General features: G+C 71.2%; 9 protein-coding genes. 4 read left to right on the forward strand and 5 right to left on the reverse strand.

The features are described from left to right. Positions 1–49: 49 nt before the first annotated feature. From AQI70_RS25360 to AQI70_RS25370, 3 genes are all read right to left on the reverse strand, one after another. Positions 50–1,660 (reverse strand): sodium/solute symporter, encoded by a 1,611-nt coding sequence (locus tag AQI70_RS25360; protein WP_062153912.1) that lies wholly within the window; start codon positions 1,658–1,660, stop codon positions 50–52. Further along, positions 1,657–2,088 carry a DUF485 domain-containing protein gene (locus AQI70_RS25365; protein ID WP_062153914.1) on the reverse strand — a complete coding sequence of 144 codons (432 nt, stop codon included), beginning with the start codon at positions 2,086–2,088 and terminating at the stop codon, positions 1,657–1,659. Before AQI70_RS25365 ends, AQI70_RS25360 begins: the two co-directional genes overlap by 4 nt. A gap of 205 nt (positions 2,089–2,293) precedes the next feature. Further along, positions 2,294–2,794, reverse strand: coding sequence for a GNAT family N-acetyltransferase (locus AQI70_RS25370; protein ID WP_062154160.1), 501 nt, complete (start codon positions 2,792–2,794; stop codon positions 2,294–2,296). Between the two features lie 103 nt (positions 2,795–2,897). On the opposite strand from AQI70_RS25370, the gene AQI70_RS25375 reads away from it, so the two are divergent. Next, the gene (locus AQI70_RS25375; protein ID WP_062153916.1) at positions 2,898–4,064 is read left to right on the forward strand and encodes an alpha/beta hydrolase family protein; all 1,167 of its coding nucleotides are present in this window, start codon (positions 2,898–2,900) and stop codon (positions 4,062–4,064) included. Here AQI70_RS25375 and AQI70_RS25380 read toward each other — a convergent pair. Next, the gene (locus AQI70_RS25380; protein WP_062153918.1) at positions 4,045–5,607 is read right to left on the reverse strand and encodes an MFS transporter; all 1,563 of its coding nucleotides are present in this window, start codon (positions 5,605–5,607) and stop codon (positions 4,045–4,047) included. The genes AQI70_RS25375 and AQI70_RS25380 overlap by 20 nt on opposite strands. A gap of 391 nt (positions 5,608–5,998) precedes the next feature. Here AQI70_RS25380 and AQI70_RS25385 point away from each other — a divergent pair, with 391 nt between their 5' ends. Next, positions 5,999–6,787 carry an ABC transporter ATP-binding protein gene (locus AQI70_RS25385; RefSeq protein WP_062153920.1) on the forward strand — a complete coding sequence of 263 codons (789 nt, stop codon included), beginning with the start codon at positions 5,999–6,001 and terminating at the stop codon, positions 6,785–6,787. After that, entirely contained in the window at positions 6,784–9,366 is a 2,583-nt protein-coding gene (locus AQI70_RS25390) for an ABC transporter permease (RefSeq protein WP_062153922.1), read from the forward strand. Before AQI70_RS25385 ends, AQI70_RS25390 begins: the two co-directional genes overlap by 4 nt. Positions 9,367–9,520: 154 nt before the next feature. Here AQI70_RS25390 and AQI70_RS25395 read toward each other — a convergent pair whose 3' ends face one another. After that, positions 9,521–10,993 carry a DUF2079 domain-containing protein gene (locus AQI70_RS25395; RefSeq protein WP_062153924.1) on the reverse strand — a complete coding sequence of 491 codons (1,473 nt, stop codon included), beginning with the start codon at positions 10,991–10,993 and terminating at the stop codon, positions 9,521–9,523. Positions 10,994–11,978: 985 nt separating this feature from the next. Between AQI70_RS25395 and mfd the strand changes: the two genes are divergently transcribed. Continuing rightward, entirely contained in the window at positions 11,979–15,509 is a 3,531-nt protein-coding gene (gene mfd / locus AQI70_RS25400) for a transcription-repair coupling factor (protein WP_062153926.1), read from the forward strand. Positions 15,510–15,526: the final 17 nt, after the last annotated feature.

The following is a 15,526-nucleotide window of genomic DNA, read 5'->3' on the forward strand; positions in this document are numbered from 1 at the left end:
TCCGCCTCGTCCGCTCCGTCCGCCCCACCCGCCCCCGTCCGCCCCGGCGTCAGTCCCCCCTGCGCACCGCCCCCGCCAGAATCCAGCCCTCCACAGCCTCGTACTGCCGCCGCTGTTCCTCGATCTTCCGCCGCCCCGACACGACCGTCCCCAGCCACCCGAAGGCGAAGCCGGCCGGAATGGACACCAGCCCGGGCGTCGTGAACGGGAACCAGTTGAAGTCGGCGTCGGGGAAGGCCGAGACGGGCGACCCGGAGACCAGATTGGTCCCCGGCATCAGCACCAGCACCACCAGCGAGCCGCCGATCAGGGTCCACAGCAGGCCGGTCCGGGTGTACCGGCGCCAGAAGAGGCTGTAGACCAGCGCAGGTGCGATGGCGGAGGCGCCCAGGGTGAAGGACAGGGTCACCAGCGGCTGCAGGCTGTGGTGCTGGACCAGCGTCGCCAGAATGATCGTCGGCACCCCCACCGCCAGCGCCGACAGCCGCGCCAGCATCATCTCGCGGCGTCCGGACAGCTCCTGTACCCGCGTGGCGAACACGTCGTGGGCGAGGGAGTTCGCGCAGGCGAGGATCATGCCCGCGACCGAGGCGAGCACGGTCAGGAAGATGGCCGTGGTGACCGCCGTGAAAAGGAAGGTCTCCGCGGCCGAGACCTCGACGCCGAAGGCGGCCCTGGAGCCGATCAGGTAGGCCGTGTTGCCCTGCGGGTCCGCCCCGGCGATGACCTCCCGGCCGATCAGCGCGGTCGCGCCGAAGCCGACCACCGTGATCACCAGCACGAACACCGCCACGCTGGACACCGCCCAGGACATCGAGCGCCGCACCTGACGCGCGCCGCTCGCCGTGTACATGCGCATGGTGATGTGCGGCAGACACGCACCGCCCAGCACGACCGCGAACTGGGAGCTGATCATGTCCAGGCGGGGATGCGGCCCGCCCGCGAACTGCAGCCCCGACTCCAGGAACGCCGGCCCGACCCCGCTGCGCTCCGCCGCCGCGTCGAACAGCGCGGTCGGATCCCAGTCGAACCGCTGCAGCACCAGTACGGCGACCACGGCGCCCGACCCGAGCAGCATCACCATCTTCAGGATCTGGATGAGGGCCGTGCCCTTCATCCCGCCGATCGCCGCATAACTGATCATGAGCACGCCGAGCCCGATGATGCACCCGGTCTTCAAGCGATCGCTCGAAAAGCCCAGGATGAACGCCAGCAACTGCCCCGTCCCGGCCAGCTGCACCAGCATCAGCGGCACCAGTGCGGCCAGCGTCACCGCGCACGCCGCGATGCGTACGCCCCGCCCCGGCATACGGCGCGCCAGCGCGTCGCCCATCGTGAAGCGGCCCGCGTTGCGCAGCGGTTCCGCCAGCAGGAACATCAGCAGCATCAGGGACAGGGCCGTGCTCAGGGCCAGCACGATCCCGTCGTACCCGCACAGCGCGATCACCCCGGTCGTGCCCAGGACGGTCGCCGCGCTGATGTAGTCGCCGGCGATCGCCAGGCCGTTGCGCATGGGGGACAGGGAGCTGTAGCCCGTGTAGAACTCGTCGAGGTCGTCGCTGTCGGGCCCCGTCATCACGCACAACAGCAGCGTGATGGTGGCCACCGCGCAGAACGCGACCAGCGACATCGCCTGCGCGTCCCCACTGAAGTCGGTCATCGCCCCGTCCCCCTCCTGCCCGCTTCCCGCTTGGCGTCCACCGCGGCCTGCTTGCGGATCCGGTCCGCGATCGGGTCGACGTGGCGGCGGGCCGTGTGTTCGTACAGCCCGATCGCCAGCCAGGTCACGGGCAGTTGGAGCAGCGCGAGCAGCAGGCCGGCGGGCAGTCCGTCGGTGACCGTGCTCGTCATGAACCCGGGTGCGAAGGCGGAGAGGACGAGAAAGAGCGTGAAGTAGCCGAGCGCGGTGAGCGTCGCCACACGCCGCTGCCAGCGGTAGGCGCTGCGCAGGATCCGCAGGTCGCTGTGGTGGCCGAGGGGTGGGTGGTCGGGGGTGCGGTGGGGTGGGGGTGTGGGTGGCTGCGGGGGGACGGGGGGTTGCCAGGGATAGGTGGCGTACGGGTTGTACGGGTCGTACGGGGAGGACATCCCGGTGCTCCTTGCGCGACTCGGATCCGGTGCGGCGGACCGCAGGGAGGTAGGGGGGTGGGCGAGCGAGTCACGCACGCTACTTCGGTGGACCGGGAGTGCGCGGGGTTTTCACCAAACTGAGCGGTCGGTATGCGCTTACTATGCCAAACCGTGTCTGACCTGCGGTGTTACCGCCGTTAACTCGGACGTGCGAGCACCGGGATCACATGGAGGACCCCCTCCCGAGATCCGAGCGCCGATAGCGGACCCCGGGCCGGCCGTCGAGCGTGATGTCCTCCACCACGGTGAAGGCGTTCCTCTGCAGGACGGCCCGGGACGCCAGGTTGTCCAGGGTGGTGACCGCGACCAGGGACGTCAGTCCGTACGCCGTACCCGCCACCCGGCACACCTCCGCCACCGCGGCCGTGGCGACGCCCTTGCCCGCCGCCCGCTCGCCGATCCGGTACCCCAGCTCGGCGGACGCGTCGGCCACGTCGACCAGATTGACCCGCCCGACGAGGCGCCCCTCGTCGTCCAGCACCACATGGAAGTGACAGATTCCGGCGGCCTGTTCGGCCAGCAACGCCTCGTGCCGGGCGGCGAAGCCGGCGAAGTAGGCGTCCCCGCGGTCCGGGATCGACCGGGCGAAGTACTCGCGGTTCTGCCGCTCGAAGGCCAGCAGGGCGTCCGCGTGGTCGGCGCGTAGGCGCTCCAGGGTCAGCATGGTGGACAGGGTATGCACGTACGTCCGTGGTACGACAGCGTGTGCCGGGCGGGGGACTACGGGGTGACGCCAGGTCAGGGGCGCGCGGCCTACCGTCCTGTGCATGACCAGATCACGCTTCTTAGCGGTCGCGGTGTCCGCCGTACTCGTGCTCGGACCGGCCCTGACCCTGCCAGTCGTCGCCGCGGGGGCCGCCTCCGCCGCCCCCGCGAGTTCGTCCACCGCCGCCGAATCGCCCCAACTGCCCCGCCCCACCGGCCCGCACGCCGTGGGTCGCAGCACCCTCCACCTCGTCGACACCGACCGCCCGGACCCGTGGGTGCCCTCCGCGGGCGCCCGTCAGCTGATGGTGTCCATGTACTACCCCGCCCGCCGCGGCACGGGCGGACCGACGGCTCCGTACCTGACCACCGAAGAGGCCCGGCACCTGCTGGAGTTGCGGGTCCCGGACGCCACCGTCCCGCCGGAGGTGATCAGCGGCGTCCGTACCTGGGCGCACACCGACGCGCGCCCGCTGCACGGCAGGTTCCCGCTCGTGGTGCTCTCACCCGGCTTCACGTTCCCGCGCGCCACGCTCACCGGACTCGCCGAGGACCTCGCCAGTCGCGGATACGTCGTCGCGCTGGTCGACCACACGTACGAGAACGCCGGTACGACCTTCCCCGACGGGCAGACCCTGCCCTGCGCCATCTGCGAGACGCCTCCCCCGGTCGGCGGCTCGACCGTCGCCGAGAGCCGTGCCGAGGACGTCTCCTTCGTGCTCGACCGGCTGACCGGGCGTCACCCCGCGTGGCGGCACGCGCGCGTGATCGACGCCCAGCGGATCGGCATGGCCGGGCACTCCATCGGCGGCAACGCCGCCCTCGCGACGATGGCCGCCGACGCGCGCGTGCGGGCCGGCGTGAACATGGACGGCACCTTCTTCGCGCCGGTTCCTGCCGCTGGTCTCGACGGCCGTCCCTTCCTGATGGTCGGGGCCGAGAACAGGCCGCCACGCGACACGAGCTGGGACGAGGCCTGGGCCCACCTGGACGGCTGGAAGCGCTGGCTGTCATTCGCCGGAACCGACCACGGCTCCTTCACCGACGTACCCCTCCTCGCGGAGCTGGCCGGCCTCCCGGACACCGCAACGATGCCCTACCTGCGGTCGCAGGTCCTCACGCGCGCGTACGTCGCCGCCTTCTTCGACCTGCACCTGAAGGGCGTCCCGCAGCCGCTGCTCGACGGCCCGTCACCGGCCAACCCCGAGGTCACCGTCCGTCTTCCTTGAGGGCTTCCTCCTCCTTGAGGCCTTCCTTGAGGTCTTCCTTGAGGGCCTCCTCAAGGACCGGGAACCGCCCCGGCGCCAGCAGCAACAGCACCAGGAAGGCCAGCGCCGCCGCGCAGGACGCCCCGAGATACACGGCGTGCACCGCGTCGGCGATGGCCCGCCTGGTGGCCTCCGGAGCCATGCCGCCGGAATCCAGCGCCCGCGTCACCGACTCCAGGTCGCCGGCCCCGCCGAGCCGAGCCGCCAGCACCCCGTTCGCCACCGCGCCGAAGAGCGCCGCGCCCACCGTCTGCCCCGTCTGGCGGCAGAAGAGCACGGACGCCGTGGCCGTCCCCCGCTCCGACCAGCCCACCGTCGACTGCACGCCCACGATCAGCGGCAGCTGGAACAGCCCGAGCGCCGCTCCCAGCAGCAGCATCAGCAGTGTCGGCTGCCACGCGGCCCCCGGATACGGCAGGAACGGGAACGCCAGCAGGATCAGCGACGCCGACCCGATACCCAGCATCGCGGTGTTACGGAAGCCGATCCTCCGATACACGTGCTGGCTGAACGCCGCCGACACCGGCCAGCTCAACGTCCAGACGGACAGCACGAATCCGGCCGCCACCGGGGCCAGGCCGAGGACCGACTGGGCGTACGTCGGCAGGAACACCGCCGGCGCCACCATCAGCAGCCCCAGCGCGCCGAGGGCGAGATTCACCGCCGCGATCGTCCGGCGCCGCCACACCCACCCGGGGATGATCGGGTCGGCCGCCCGGCGCTCCACGAACACCACGACCGCCGCGAGCGCAAGCCCCGTACCGAACAAGGCGATCGACGGTCCCGAGAGCCACGGCCACGCCACCCCGCCCTGCACCACGGCCGTCAGCAGCGCGCCCCCGCACGCGAAAACCGCCAGCGCGCCCGCCCAGTCGACACGCGCGCGCGTGCCCTTCGTCTCGCGCTCCGGCTCGTGCAGATGGCGCGCTATCAGCCACAACGCCACCGCGCCTATCGGCAGGTTGATGAGGAAGATCCAGCGCCAGTCCGCGTACGCCGCCAGGACCCCGCCCAGTCCCGGCCCGGCCACCGCCGACACCGCCCACACGGTGGACAGCTTGGCCTGGATCTTCGGGCGTTCCTGCAGCGGGTACAGGTCGGCGGCCAGCGTCTGCACCGTCCCCTGCAGGGCCCCGCCGCCCAGCCCCTGCACGATCCGGAACGCGATCAGCGCGCCCATGTTCCAGGCCACCGCGCACAGCAGCGACCCCAGCAGGAACAGCGCCGCGCCCGCGATCAGCACCGGTTTGCGGCCGAAGGTGTCGGAGAGCTTGCCGTACACCGGGAGGGTCACGGTCACGGCCAGCAGATAGCCGGAGAAGAGCCAGGAGAAGACCGAGAAGCCGCCGAGGTCGCCGACGATCTGCGGTACGGCCGTGGAGACGATGGTGGAGTCGAGGGCGGCCAGCGCCATCGCGAGCATCAGGGCCGCGACCACGGCCGTGCGTCTCTCGGTGCCGGTGCGCTGTGCGGTGTCGCGGATCGCGGGTCTCGTACTGCCCACCGGGTTCCCTTCCCCTTTTGCTTTCCCCTTGCACCTATCTGCCGCCGAACAGCTTCCCACTTGACCTTCACGTCGCGGGAGGGTGGAGGCTGGGTGCGTCCGAGGGCGCAGGCAACCCCGAGGGGCGTTCCACCGGTGGGGGGACTGCCCCTAGGGGGACCTCCGTACTATCTCGGGGAGGGTTGGTACCGCCGGAGGACGAGACGGTGTGGGGGCCGTCCTTAATCTGGCTTTACGCCGCTGGGGGGCGGCTGACCAATCCACGAGGGGTGGGGTTTTCCCCCGCACAAGACGGGGCCGCGCACCAGCGCGCCAGACCCTTTCTCGCCACGAGACTGACCGTCGTACCGGTTCTCGTGACTCATTCGCTGACCGACTTAGGAGACATACCGTGACATCGGCTGTGACCATTCCCAGGCACGGGGGTACTGGAGGGCGTACGGCCGTTGCCGCGCGGGCGCGGCAGGTCGTCAAGGCGTACGGGTCGGGGGAGACCCGGGTCGTCGCCCTCGACCATGTCGACGTGGACATCGCGCGTGGCCAGTTCACCGCGATCATGGGGCCCTCGGGGTCCGGCAAGTCCACCCTCATGCACTGCCTCGCCGGGCTCGACACCGTCACCAGCGGCCGGATCCATCTCGACGAGACCGAGATCACCGGGCTGAAGGACAAGAAGCTCACGCAACTGCGCCGGGACCGGATCGGGTTCATCTTCCAGGCGTTCAACCTGCTGCCGACGCTCAACGCCATCGAGAACATCACGCTGCCCATGGACATCGCGGGCCGCAAGCCCGACCGAGCGTGGCTGGGGCGGGTCGTCGACACCGTGGGGCTGTCCGACCGGCTCAAGCACCGGCCCACCCAGCTCTCCGGCGGTCAGCAGCAGCGGGTCGCGGTGGCCCGTGCCCTGGCCGCGCGGCCGGAGATCATCTTCGGGGACGAGCCGACCGGCAACCTGGACTCCCGCGCGGGCGCCGAAGTGCTCGGCTTCCTGCGCAGGTCCGTCGACGAGCTCGGGCAGACCATCGTGATGGTCACGCACGACCCGGTCGCCGCCTCGTACGCCGACCGCGTGCTGTACCTCGCCGACGGGCGCATCGTCGACGAGATGTACAAGCCGACCGCCGAGACCGTCCTGGACCGCATGAAGGACTTCGACGCCCGGGGGCGCACGTCATGACCGTCCTGAAGACCTCCATGCGCAACTTCTTCGCGCACAAGGGTCGGATGGCCCTGTCGGCCGTGGCGGTGCTGCTGTCGGTGGCCTTCGTGTGCGGCACGCTGGTGTTCACCGACACGATGAACACCACCTTCGACAAGCTGTTCGCCGTCACCTCGTCGGACGTCACCGTCAGCCCCAAGGACGCGGGCGACGAGGACGACGGCAACGGCACGGGCCGGCCCGACTCCCTGCCGGCCGCGGCCGTCGAGCAGGTAGCGGCCGTCGACGGAGTCAAGAAGGCGGAGGGCGCGGTCGGTTCGACGAACGTGACCGTCGTCGACTCCGACAACAAGAACATGGGCTCCTCCTCCGGCGCCCCGACGTTCGCCGGCAACTGGACCGAGAACGACCTGAAGTCCATGGAGATCACCTCCGGGCACGCCCCGCGCGGGCCCACCGAGGTCATGGTCGACGCGGACACCGCCGACAAGCACGGCCTGGAACTCGGCGACGAACTGCGCACCATCGCCGCCACCGGCGACATCCGCGCACGCATCGTCGGCATCGCCTCCTGGAAGGTGACCAACCCGGGCGCGGCCGTCGTCTACTTCGACACCGAGACCGCCCAGCGCACCCTGCTCGGCACCACCGGCCGCTTCACCCAGGTCTCCGTCACCGCGGCGGACGGCGTGAGCGACGCGCAGCTCAAGCGGGACATCGCCCAGGCACTGGACGGCACCGCCGGCGGCGCGTACAAGATCCAGACGGCCAAGGAGACCGCCGACGAGAACCGCAAGGACGTCGGCGAGTTCATGAACATCATCAAGTACGCCATGCTCGGCTTCGCCGGGATCGCCTTCCTGGTCGGCATCTTCCTGATCATCAACACCTTCTCCATGCTGGTCGCCCAGCGGACGAGGGAGATCGGCCTGATGCGGGCGATCGGCTCCTCGCGCCGGCAGGTCAACCGGTCCGTGCTGGTGGAGGCGCTGCTGCTGGGCTTCGTCGGCTCGGTGCTCGGGGTGGGCGCCGGGGTCGGTGTCGCGGTCGGGCTGATGAAGCTCATGTCGATGGCCGGCATGAACCTCTCGACGGACGACCTGACGGTGAAGGTGACGACCCCCGTGGTCGGCCTGGTCCTGGGCGTGGTGGTCACGGTCCTGGCCGCCTACCTGCCCGCCCGCCGGGCAGGCAAGGTCTCCCCGATGGCCGCCCTGCGCGACGCCGGTACACCGGCCGACGGCAAGGCGGGCCGGGTGCGCGGCCTGGCCGGACTGGTCCTCACCGGCGCGGGCGCCTTCGCGCTGTACGCGGCCGCCACGGCCGACAAGGCGAGCGACGGGGCGCTGATGCTGGGCGGCGGCGTGGTGCTGTCCCTGATCGGCTTCGTCGTCATCGGTCCGCTGCTGGCGGGCGGCGTGGTCCGGGTGCTCAGCGCGGTGCTGCTGCGGGCCTTCGGTCCGGTCGGCCGGATGGCCGAGCGCAACGCCCTGCGCAACCCGCGCCGTACCGGCGCGACGGGCGCCGCCCTGATGATCGGCCTCGCGCTGGTGGCCTGCCTGTCGGTGGTCGGCTCCTCGATGGTCGCCTCGGCGACGAGCGAGCTCGACAAGTCGGTGGGCGCGGACTTCATCGTCATGCGCGGCCAGCAGATGATCGTCGAGGACGCCGAGCAGGCCATGCGGCAGACGCCGGGCCTGGAGCACGTCACCCGCTCCAAGGACGTCCGCGCCACACTGACCTCGCCGGACGGCAAGACCGACGACACGGGGCTCACGGCCACCGACCCGACGTACGCCGAGGACCTTCGCCGTACGACCACCGAGGGCACCCTGTCCGCCGCCTACGGCAAGGACGCCATGTCGGTCGGCTCCGACTACGCCACCAAGCACGGGGTGCACGTCGGCGACACCATCACCGTCGCCTTCCAGGGCGGCGATACGGCGAAGCTGAAGGTCGCCGCCATCACGGACGACGACGCCTCCTTCGACCAGGGCGCGCGCTACATCAGCATCGAGACACTGCGCGAGTACGTCCCCGCCGACCGGATCCCGCAGAGCCAGATGCTGCTCGGCAAGGCGAAGGACGGCCAGGAGGAGGCGGCGTACGCGGCCCTGAAGAAGGCGCTGCACGACTACCCGCAGTACCCGGTGCGGGACCAGACCGACTACAAGCAGGAGCTCAAGGACCAGATGGGCCAGCTGCTGAACATGGTCTACGGCCTGCTGGCCCTGGCGATCATCGTGGCGGTCCTGGGCGTGGTGAACACCCTGGCCCTGTCGGTGGTGGAACGCACCCGCGAGATCGGCCTGCTGCGCGCCGTCGGCCTCTCCCGCCGCCAGCTGCGCCGCATGATCCGCATGGAGTCGGTGGTGATCGCCCTGTTCGGCGCCCTGCTGGGCCTGGGGCTGGGCATGGGCTGGGGCGCGACCGCCCAGCAGCTGCTGGCCCTGGAGGGCCTGAACGTCCTGGACATCCCGTGGCCGACGATCACCGGCGTCTTCATCGGCTCGGCCTTCGTGGGCCTGTTCGCGGCCCTGGTGCCGGCGTTCAGGGCGGGCCGGATGAACGTACTGAACGCGATCGCGACCGACTAGCCACCGCGCTCGGGGGTGGCGGGGACAACCACCGCCTACGGGGCGGCGGGGGACAACCACCGCCCACGGGGGTCGCGGGGGACAGCTACCGCCCACGGGGGTGGCGGGAGACGGGCCCGGGCCGGAGATTTCACTCTCCGGCCCGGGCCCGCGGTCATGCCCCGCCCTGTCCCGCCCGCCGATCAGCTCGCTCCAGGAGTACGACCCCGTAGGCGGTGCCCGTGACGGCGTACCGGGCGTCGGGGTGCAGGGCCCGGGCGTACGCCTCGACGTCCTGGTAGCGCTTGCGGGAGTTGTCGAGGGCGATGAAGTCGGGGTTGATGCCGCGCGTGTTGGTGATCCAGAAGACCCGGCAACGCGAGGTGAGCCGGCTGATCGGAGCGATGTTCGCCTCGACCGAGGCCCCGTCCGGAATCCCGGCGAGCAGCCGCTCGATGGCGCTCACGCGCGCGGGCTTGCGATAGATCTCGCCCTCGGTCACGGCGGACAGCGGCAGCGAGGTCGTCAACGCGAGGGAGGCGGCGGCCACCGCGGCGGGCAGGTGATGGACGTACGAGCGCAGCCACGCGCGCGTGCTGCGCCGCAGGATGACCAGGGCGTCGACGAGCGCGAGCGTCACGACCGGCATCAGGACGGCGCTGTAGTGCCAGTCGGTGCCCCAGTACGCCGGATAACCCGAGACGAAGCGCCAGCCGAGGGTGGGCAGGGCGACGAGCAGGATCGGAGAGCGCAGGGCGAGCAACCCGCTGGTCGGTATCAGCAGCCAGCCGAGCGTGCGGAGCTTGGTGTCGATGCCGTCGAAGGGACCGCCGCCGTCCGACTCGCTGACCTTGTCCCAGTAGTCGTAGGCGCCGGAGGTGTTGAAGCTCGGTATGACCAGCAGGAGGGTGACGGCGACGGCCACCACGCCGAAGACGGCGACGCCGATCGCGTACCCGGCCGCCCGCGGCGAGTCACGGCGGGCCCGCAGGGCGACGACGCCGGCGATCACCGCGAGGGTCAGCCCCAGGTCCTCCTTCACCAGCACCAGCGGGAGCGCCCAGCACAGGGCGGCGCGCCAGCGCCGGGCGAGCAGTGCCTCCAGGCTGAAGGCGATCAGCGGTACGGCGAAACAGATCTCGTGGAAGTCGAAGTCGACGGCTTGCTGCAACCCCCACGACAGCCCGTACGCCACCCCGAGCGCGAGCCCGCGCCGCCGCCCGAGCAACCCGGCGGCGGCGCGGGTGACGGGCACGGCGGAGAGGGCGAACAGGGCGGCCTGCGCGAGGAGGAGCGTGACCGGCGAGGGGAAGAGCCGGTACAGCGGCGCCAGCAGCGCGGTGACGGGGCTGAAGTGATCGCCCAGGATGTTGAAGCCGGGGCCCTTCAGGTCGGCGATCGGTGCCTGAAGATGCGCGTAGGAGCGGATGACCTGCTCGAAGATGCCGAGGTCCCAGGACCGCTGCCCCAGCTGCCGGTACCGCCCGACGGAGACGATCGAATACCCGACGAAGAGAACGACGGCAAGCAGCCAAGGATCCCGCCGACCGGGACCGGGCCCGTCAGTCCCCGAGGGGCGCGGGGCGGGCGCCGGTATGTGGGGGTCGGAGGACGTGTTCGGCGTCGCTGAGGGAGCGGGGGTGGGCATGAGGGGACCTTACGCGGTGCACATGCGTGGCCTTCATTCGCCGGGGGTGGCAGGCGCGCCGCCTCTTCAACACCGGCCGGCATCACCCAGCCCGCCCGGCGTTCGAGGACACGGCCGCGCCATCCCTGGCGGCCACCCACCCGCTGGGGCCGCACACCTGGCGGCGGTCGCTTTCCCACAGCCGGTGGCGGTCACTTCTCGGCGCCGGTCCAGTCAATCTCAGCCCGTCCGGCGTTTGAGGACGAGCTCATGGCCATCCCTAGCCCCCGCCCACCCGCTGGGGCCCCACACCCAGCAGCGGCCTCTTCCCCACTCCCGACGACGGCCCCTTCCCCATACCTGGCGACGGCCACTTCTCGGCGCCGGTCCAGGCAATCTCAGCCCGTCCGGCGTTTGAGGACGAGCTCATGGCCATCCCTAGCCCCCGCCCACCCGCTGGGGACGCACACCCAGCAGCGGCCCCTTCCTCACACCCGGCGACGGCCCCTTCCCCATACCTGGCGACGGCCACTTCTCGGCGCCGGTCCAGGCAATCTCAGCCCGTCCGGCGTTTGAGGACGCGGCCGTGCCATCCCGATCCCCCACCCACCCGCTGGGGACGCACACCCAGCAGCGGCCTCTTCCTCACACCCGACGACGGCCCCTCCCCCACACCTGGCGACGGCCACTTCTCGGCGCCGGTCCCGGCGATCTCAGCCCGTCCGGCGTTTGAGGACGAGGCCCGTTCAGGGCCGATAGCGGGGGTCTGGGGGCCGCAGGCCCCCAGGTACGCGGGGTCGAAGGGGCGGAGCCCCTGGGGGATGGGACGGGTAGGGGCGGCGGGGGCGAGGAAACGCCAAGGCCCGCCGCGGCGCCGGGGCGGGCGAGAACGGGCGTTATCCACAGCCGCCGACGCCGGCCACCACACCGTCGTACGCTGGAGACCCCCGGCCCGTCACACGCGTCGGGCCCTTCGTGTTGCCCACCCCGGACGGAAGCGCCCTCCATGAGCCTGCACGGTCTGCTCGACGCCGTAGTCAAGGACCCCGCCCTCGCGGAAGCGACCAAGGCTGCCGCAGACGGCAACCGCATGCACGTCGACCTCGTCGGCCCCCCGGCGGCCCGCCCGTTCGCGATCGCCGCCCTCGCCCGCGAGACCGACCGCCCGGTCCTCGCGGTGACGGCGACCGGCCGCGAGGCCGAGGACCTGGCGGCAGCCCTGCGCTCCCTCCTCCCCTCGGAGGGCGTCGTCGAGTACCCCTCCTGGGAGACCCTCCCGCACGAGCGCCTCAGCCCCCGCAGCGACACCGTCGGCCGCCGCCTCGCGGTGCTCCGCCGCCTCGCCCACCCTCGTCCCGACGACCCCGAGACGGGCCCGGTCTCCGTCGTCGTGGCGCCCGTACGCTCGGTCCTCCAGCCCCAGGTCAAGGGCCTCGGCGACCTCGAACCGGTGGCGCTGAAGACCGGCCAGACCGCCGACCTCAACGCCGTCGTCGACGCCCTGGCCGCCGCCGCGTACGCGCGCGTGGAGCTCGTCGAGAAGCGCGGCGAGTTCGCCGTACGAGGCGGCATCCTGGACGTCTTCCCGCCCACAGAAGAGCACCCCCTGCGCATCGAGTTCTGGGGCGACGACGTCGAGGAGATCCGCTACTTCAAGGTCGCCGACCAGCGCTCCCTGGAAGTCGCCGAGCACGGCCTGTGGGCCCCGCCCTGCCGCGAACTCCTCCTCACCGACGACGTACGCGCACGCGCGCGTGCCCTCGCCGAACAGCACCCGGAGCTCGGCGAGCTGCTCGGCAAGATCGCCGAGGGGATTGCCGTGGAGGGCATGGAGTCCCTGGCGCCCGTCCTCGTCGACGACATGGAACTGCTCCTCGACGTCCTGCCCAAGGGCGCCATGGCCGTCGTATGCGATCCGGAACGGGTACGCACGCGTGCCGCCGATCTCGTGGCCACCTCGCAGGAGTTCCTGCAGGCGTCCTGGGCCGCCACGGCCGGCGGCGGCGAGGCGCCCATCGACGTCGGCGCGGCCTCCCTGTGGTCCATCGCGGACGTCCGCGACCGCGCCCGTGAGCTGGACATGATGTGGTGGTCGGTCTCGCCCTTCGCGGCCGACGAGGAACTCGACGCGGACACCCTCAAGCTCGGCATGCACGCGCCGGAGTCGTACCGAGGCGACACCGCGAAGGCCCTCGCCGACACCAAGGGCTGGCTCGCCGACGGCTGGCGCACCGTCTTCGTGACCGAGGCCCACGGCCCGGCGGCCCGCACGGTCGAGGTGCTCGGCGGCGAGGGCGTGGCGGCGCGCCTGGAGGCGGACCTCGGGGAGATCTCCCCGTCGGTCGTCCATGTCGCCTGCGGCTCGATCGACTACGGCTTCGTCGACCCGGTGCTCAAGCTCGCCGTGCTCACGGAGACCGACCTGTCCGGCCAGAAGGCCGCCGGCCGGGACGGCGCCCGTATGCCGGCCCGCCGCCGCAAGACCATCGACCCGCTCACCCTGGAGACGGGCGACTACATCGTCCACGAGCAGCACGGCGTCGGCCGCTACATCGAGATGGTGCAGCGGACCGTACAGGGCGCCACGCGCGAGTACCTCGTCGTGGAGTACGCCCCCGCCAAGCGCGGCCAGCCCGGCGACCGCCTGTACATCCCCACCGACCAGCTGGAGCAGATCACCAAGTACGTCGGCGGCGAGGCACCCACCCTGCACCGCCTGGGCGGCGCCGACTGGACGAAGACCAAGGCGCGGGCCAAGAAGGCGGTCAAGGAGATCGCCGCGGATCTGATCAAGCTGTACAGCGCGCGCATGGCGGCCCCCGGGCACGCCTTCGGCCCGGACACCCCCTGGCAGCGCGAGCTGGAGGACGCCTTCCCGTACGCCGAGACCCCCGACCAGCTCACCACCATCGCCGAGGTCAAGGAGGACATGGAGAAGTCGGTCCCGATGGACCGCCTGATCTGCGGCGACGTCGGCTACGGCAAGACGGAGATCGCGGTACGGGCCGCCTTCAAGGCCGTACAGGACGGCAAGCAGGTGGCCGTGCTGGTGCCGACGACCCTGCTGGTGCAGCAGCACTTCGGGACGTTCTCCGAGCGGTACTCGCAGTTCCCGGTGAACGTCAGGGCCCTGTCCCGCTTCCAGACCGACACCGCGGCGAAGGCGGTCCTGGAGGGGCTGCGGGACGGCTCGGTCGACGTCGTCATCGGCACCCACCGGCTGTTCTCGTCGGAGACGAAGTTCAAGGACCTGGGCCTGGTCATCGTCGACGAGGAGCAGCGCTTCGGCGTCGAGCACAAGGAACAGCTGAAGAAGCTGCGCGCGAACGTGGACGTGCTGACGATGTCCGCCACCCCGATCCCGAGGACCTTGGAGATGGCGGTCACGGGCATCAGGGAGATGTCCACGATCACCACCCCACCCGAGGAGCGCCACCCGGTCCTGACCTTCGTCGGCCCGTACGAGGAGAAGCAGATCGGCGCCGCGATCCGCCGTGAGCTGCTGCGCGAGGGCCAGGTCTTCTACATCCACAACCGGGTCGAGTCGATCGACCGGGCGGCCGCGCGTCTGCGCGAGATCGTCCCCGAGGCGCGTATCGCCACGGCCCACGGCCAGATGTCGGAGCAGGCCCTGGAGCAGGTGGTGGTCGACTTCTGGGAGAAGAAGTTCGACGTCCTGGTCTCCACGACGATCGTCGAGTCCGGCATCGACATCTCCAACGCCAACACCCTGATCGTGGAGCGGGGCGACAACTTCGGCCTGTCCCAGCTGCACCAGCTGCGGGGCCGCGTGGGGCGCGGGCGCGAGCGCGGGTACGCGTACTTCCTGTATCCCCCGGAGAAGCCGCTGACGGAAACGGCCCACGAGCGTCTCGCCACCATCGCCCAGCACACCGAGATGGGCGCGGGCATGTACGTGGCGATGAAGGACCTGGAGATCCGCGGCGCGGGCAATCTGCTGGGCGGCGAGCAGTCCGGCCACATCGCGGGCGTCGGCTTCGACCTGTACGTCCGTATGGTCGGCGAGGCGGTCGCGGACTACCGGGCCTCCCTGGAGGGCGGCGTGGAGGAGGAACCGCCGCTGGAGGTCAAGATCGAGCTCCCGGTCGACGCGCACGTCCCGCACGACTACGCGCCCGGCGAGCGGCTCCGCCTCCAGGCCTACCGTTCCATCGCCTCCGCCAACACGGAGGAGGACATCAAGGCCGTCCGCGAGGAACTCGTCGACCGCTACGGCAAGTTGCCGGAGCCGGTGGAGAACCTCCTCCTGGTGGCGGGCCTGCGGATGCTGGCACGCGCGTGTGGCGTCGGCGAGATCGTCCTGCAGGGCAACAACATCCGCTTCGCGCCGGTGGAGTTGCGGGAGTCGCAGGAGCTCAGGGTCAAGCGGCTGTACCCCGGGACCGTCATCAAGCCGGCGGTGCACCAGGTGCTCGTACCGCGCCCCAAGACGGCGAAGGTGGGCGGAAAGCCACTGGTCGGACGGGACTTGCTGGGCTGGGTCGGGGAGTTCCTGGCGTCGATCCTGGGTTCGTAGCCGGACGGGGTGCGCGC

The organism is Streptomyces curacoi (genome assembly GCF_001513975.1).
Lineage (GTDB): Bacteria > Actinomycetota > Actinomycetes > Streptomycetales > Streptomycetaceae > Streptomyces > Streptomyces curacoi.

What these genes read in the sequence shown, in the direction of transcription:
- AQI70_RS25375 (WP_062153916.1), top strand. Translation starts at nt 2,898, where the DNA reads ATGACCAGATCACGCTTCTTAGCGGTCGCGGTGTCCGCCGTACTCGTG.
- AQI70_RS25390 (WP_062153922.1), top strand. Translation starts at nt 6,784, where the DNA reads ATGACCGTCCTGAAGACCTCCATGCGCAACTTCTTCGCGCACAAGGGT.
- AQI70_RS25360 (WP_062153912.1), bottom strand. Translation starts at nt 1,660, where the DNA reads ATGACCGACTTCAGTGGGGACGCGCAGGCGATGTCGCTGGTCGCGTTC.
- AQI70_RS25365 (WP_062153914.1), bottom strand. Translation starts at nt 2,088, where the DNA reads ATGTCCTCCCCGTACGACCCGTACAACCCGTACGCCACCTATCCCTGG.
- AQI70_RS25370 (WP_062154160.1), bottom strand. Translation starts at nt 2,794, where the DNA reads ATGCTGACCCTGGAGCGCCTACGCGCCGACCACGCGGACGCCCTGCTG.
- mfd (WP_062153926.1), top strand. Translation starts at nt 11,979, where the DNA reads ATGAGCCTGCACGGTCTGCTCGACGCCGTAGTCAAGGACCCCGCCCTC.
- AQI70_RS25395 (WP_062153924.1), bottom strand. Translation starts at nt 10,993, where the DNA reads ATGCCCACCCCCGCTCCCTCAGCGACGCCGAACACGTCCTCCGACCCC.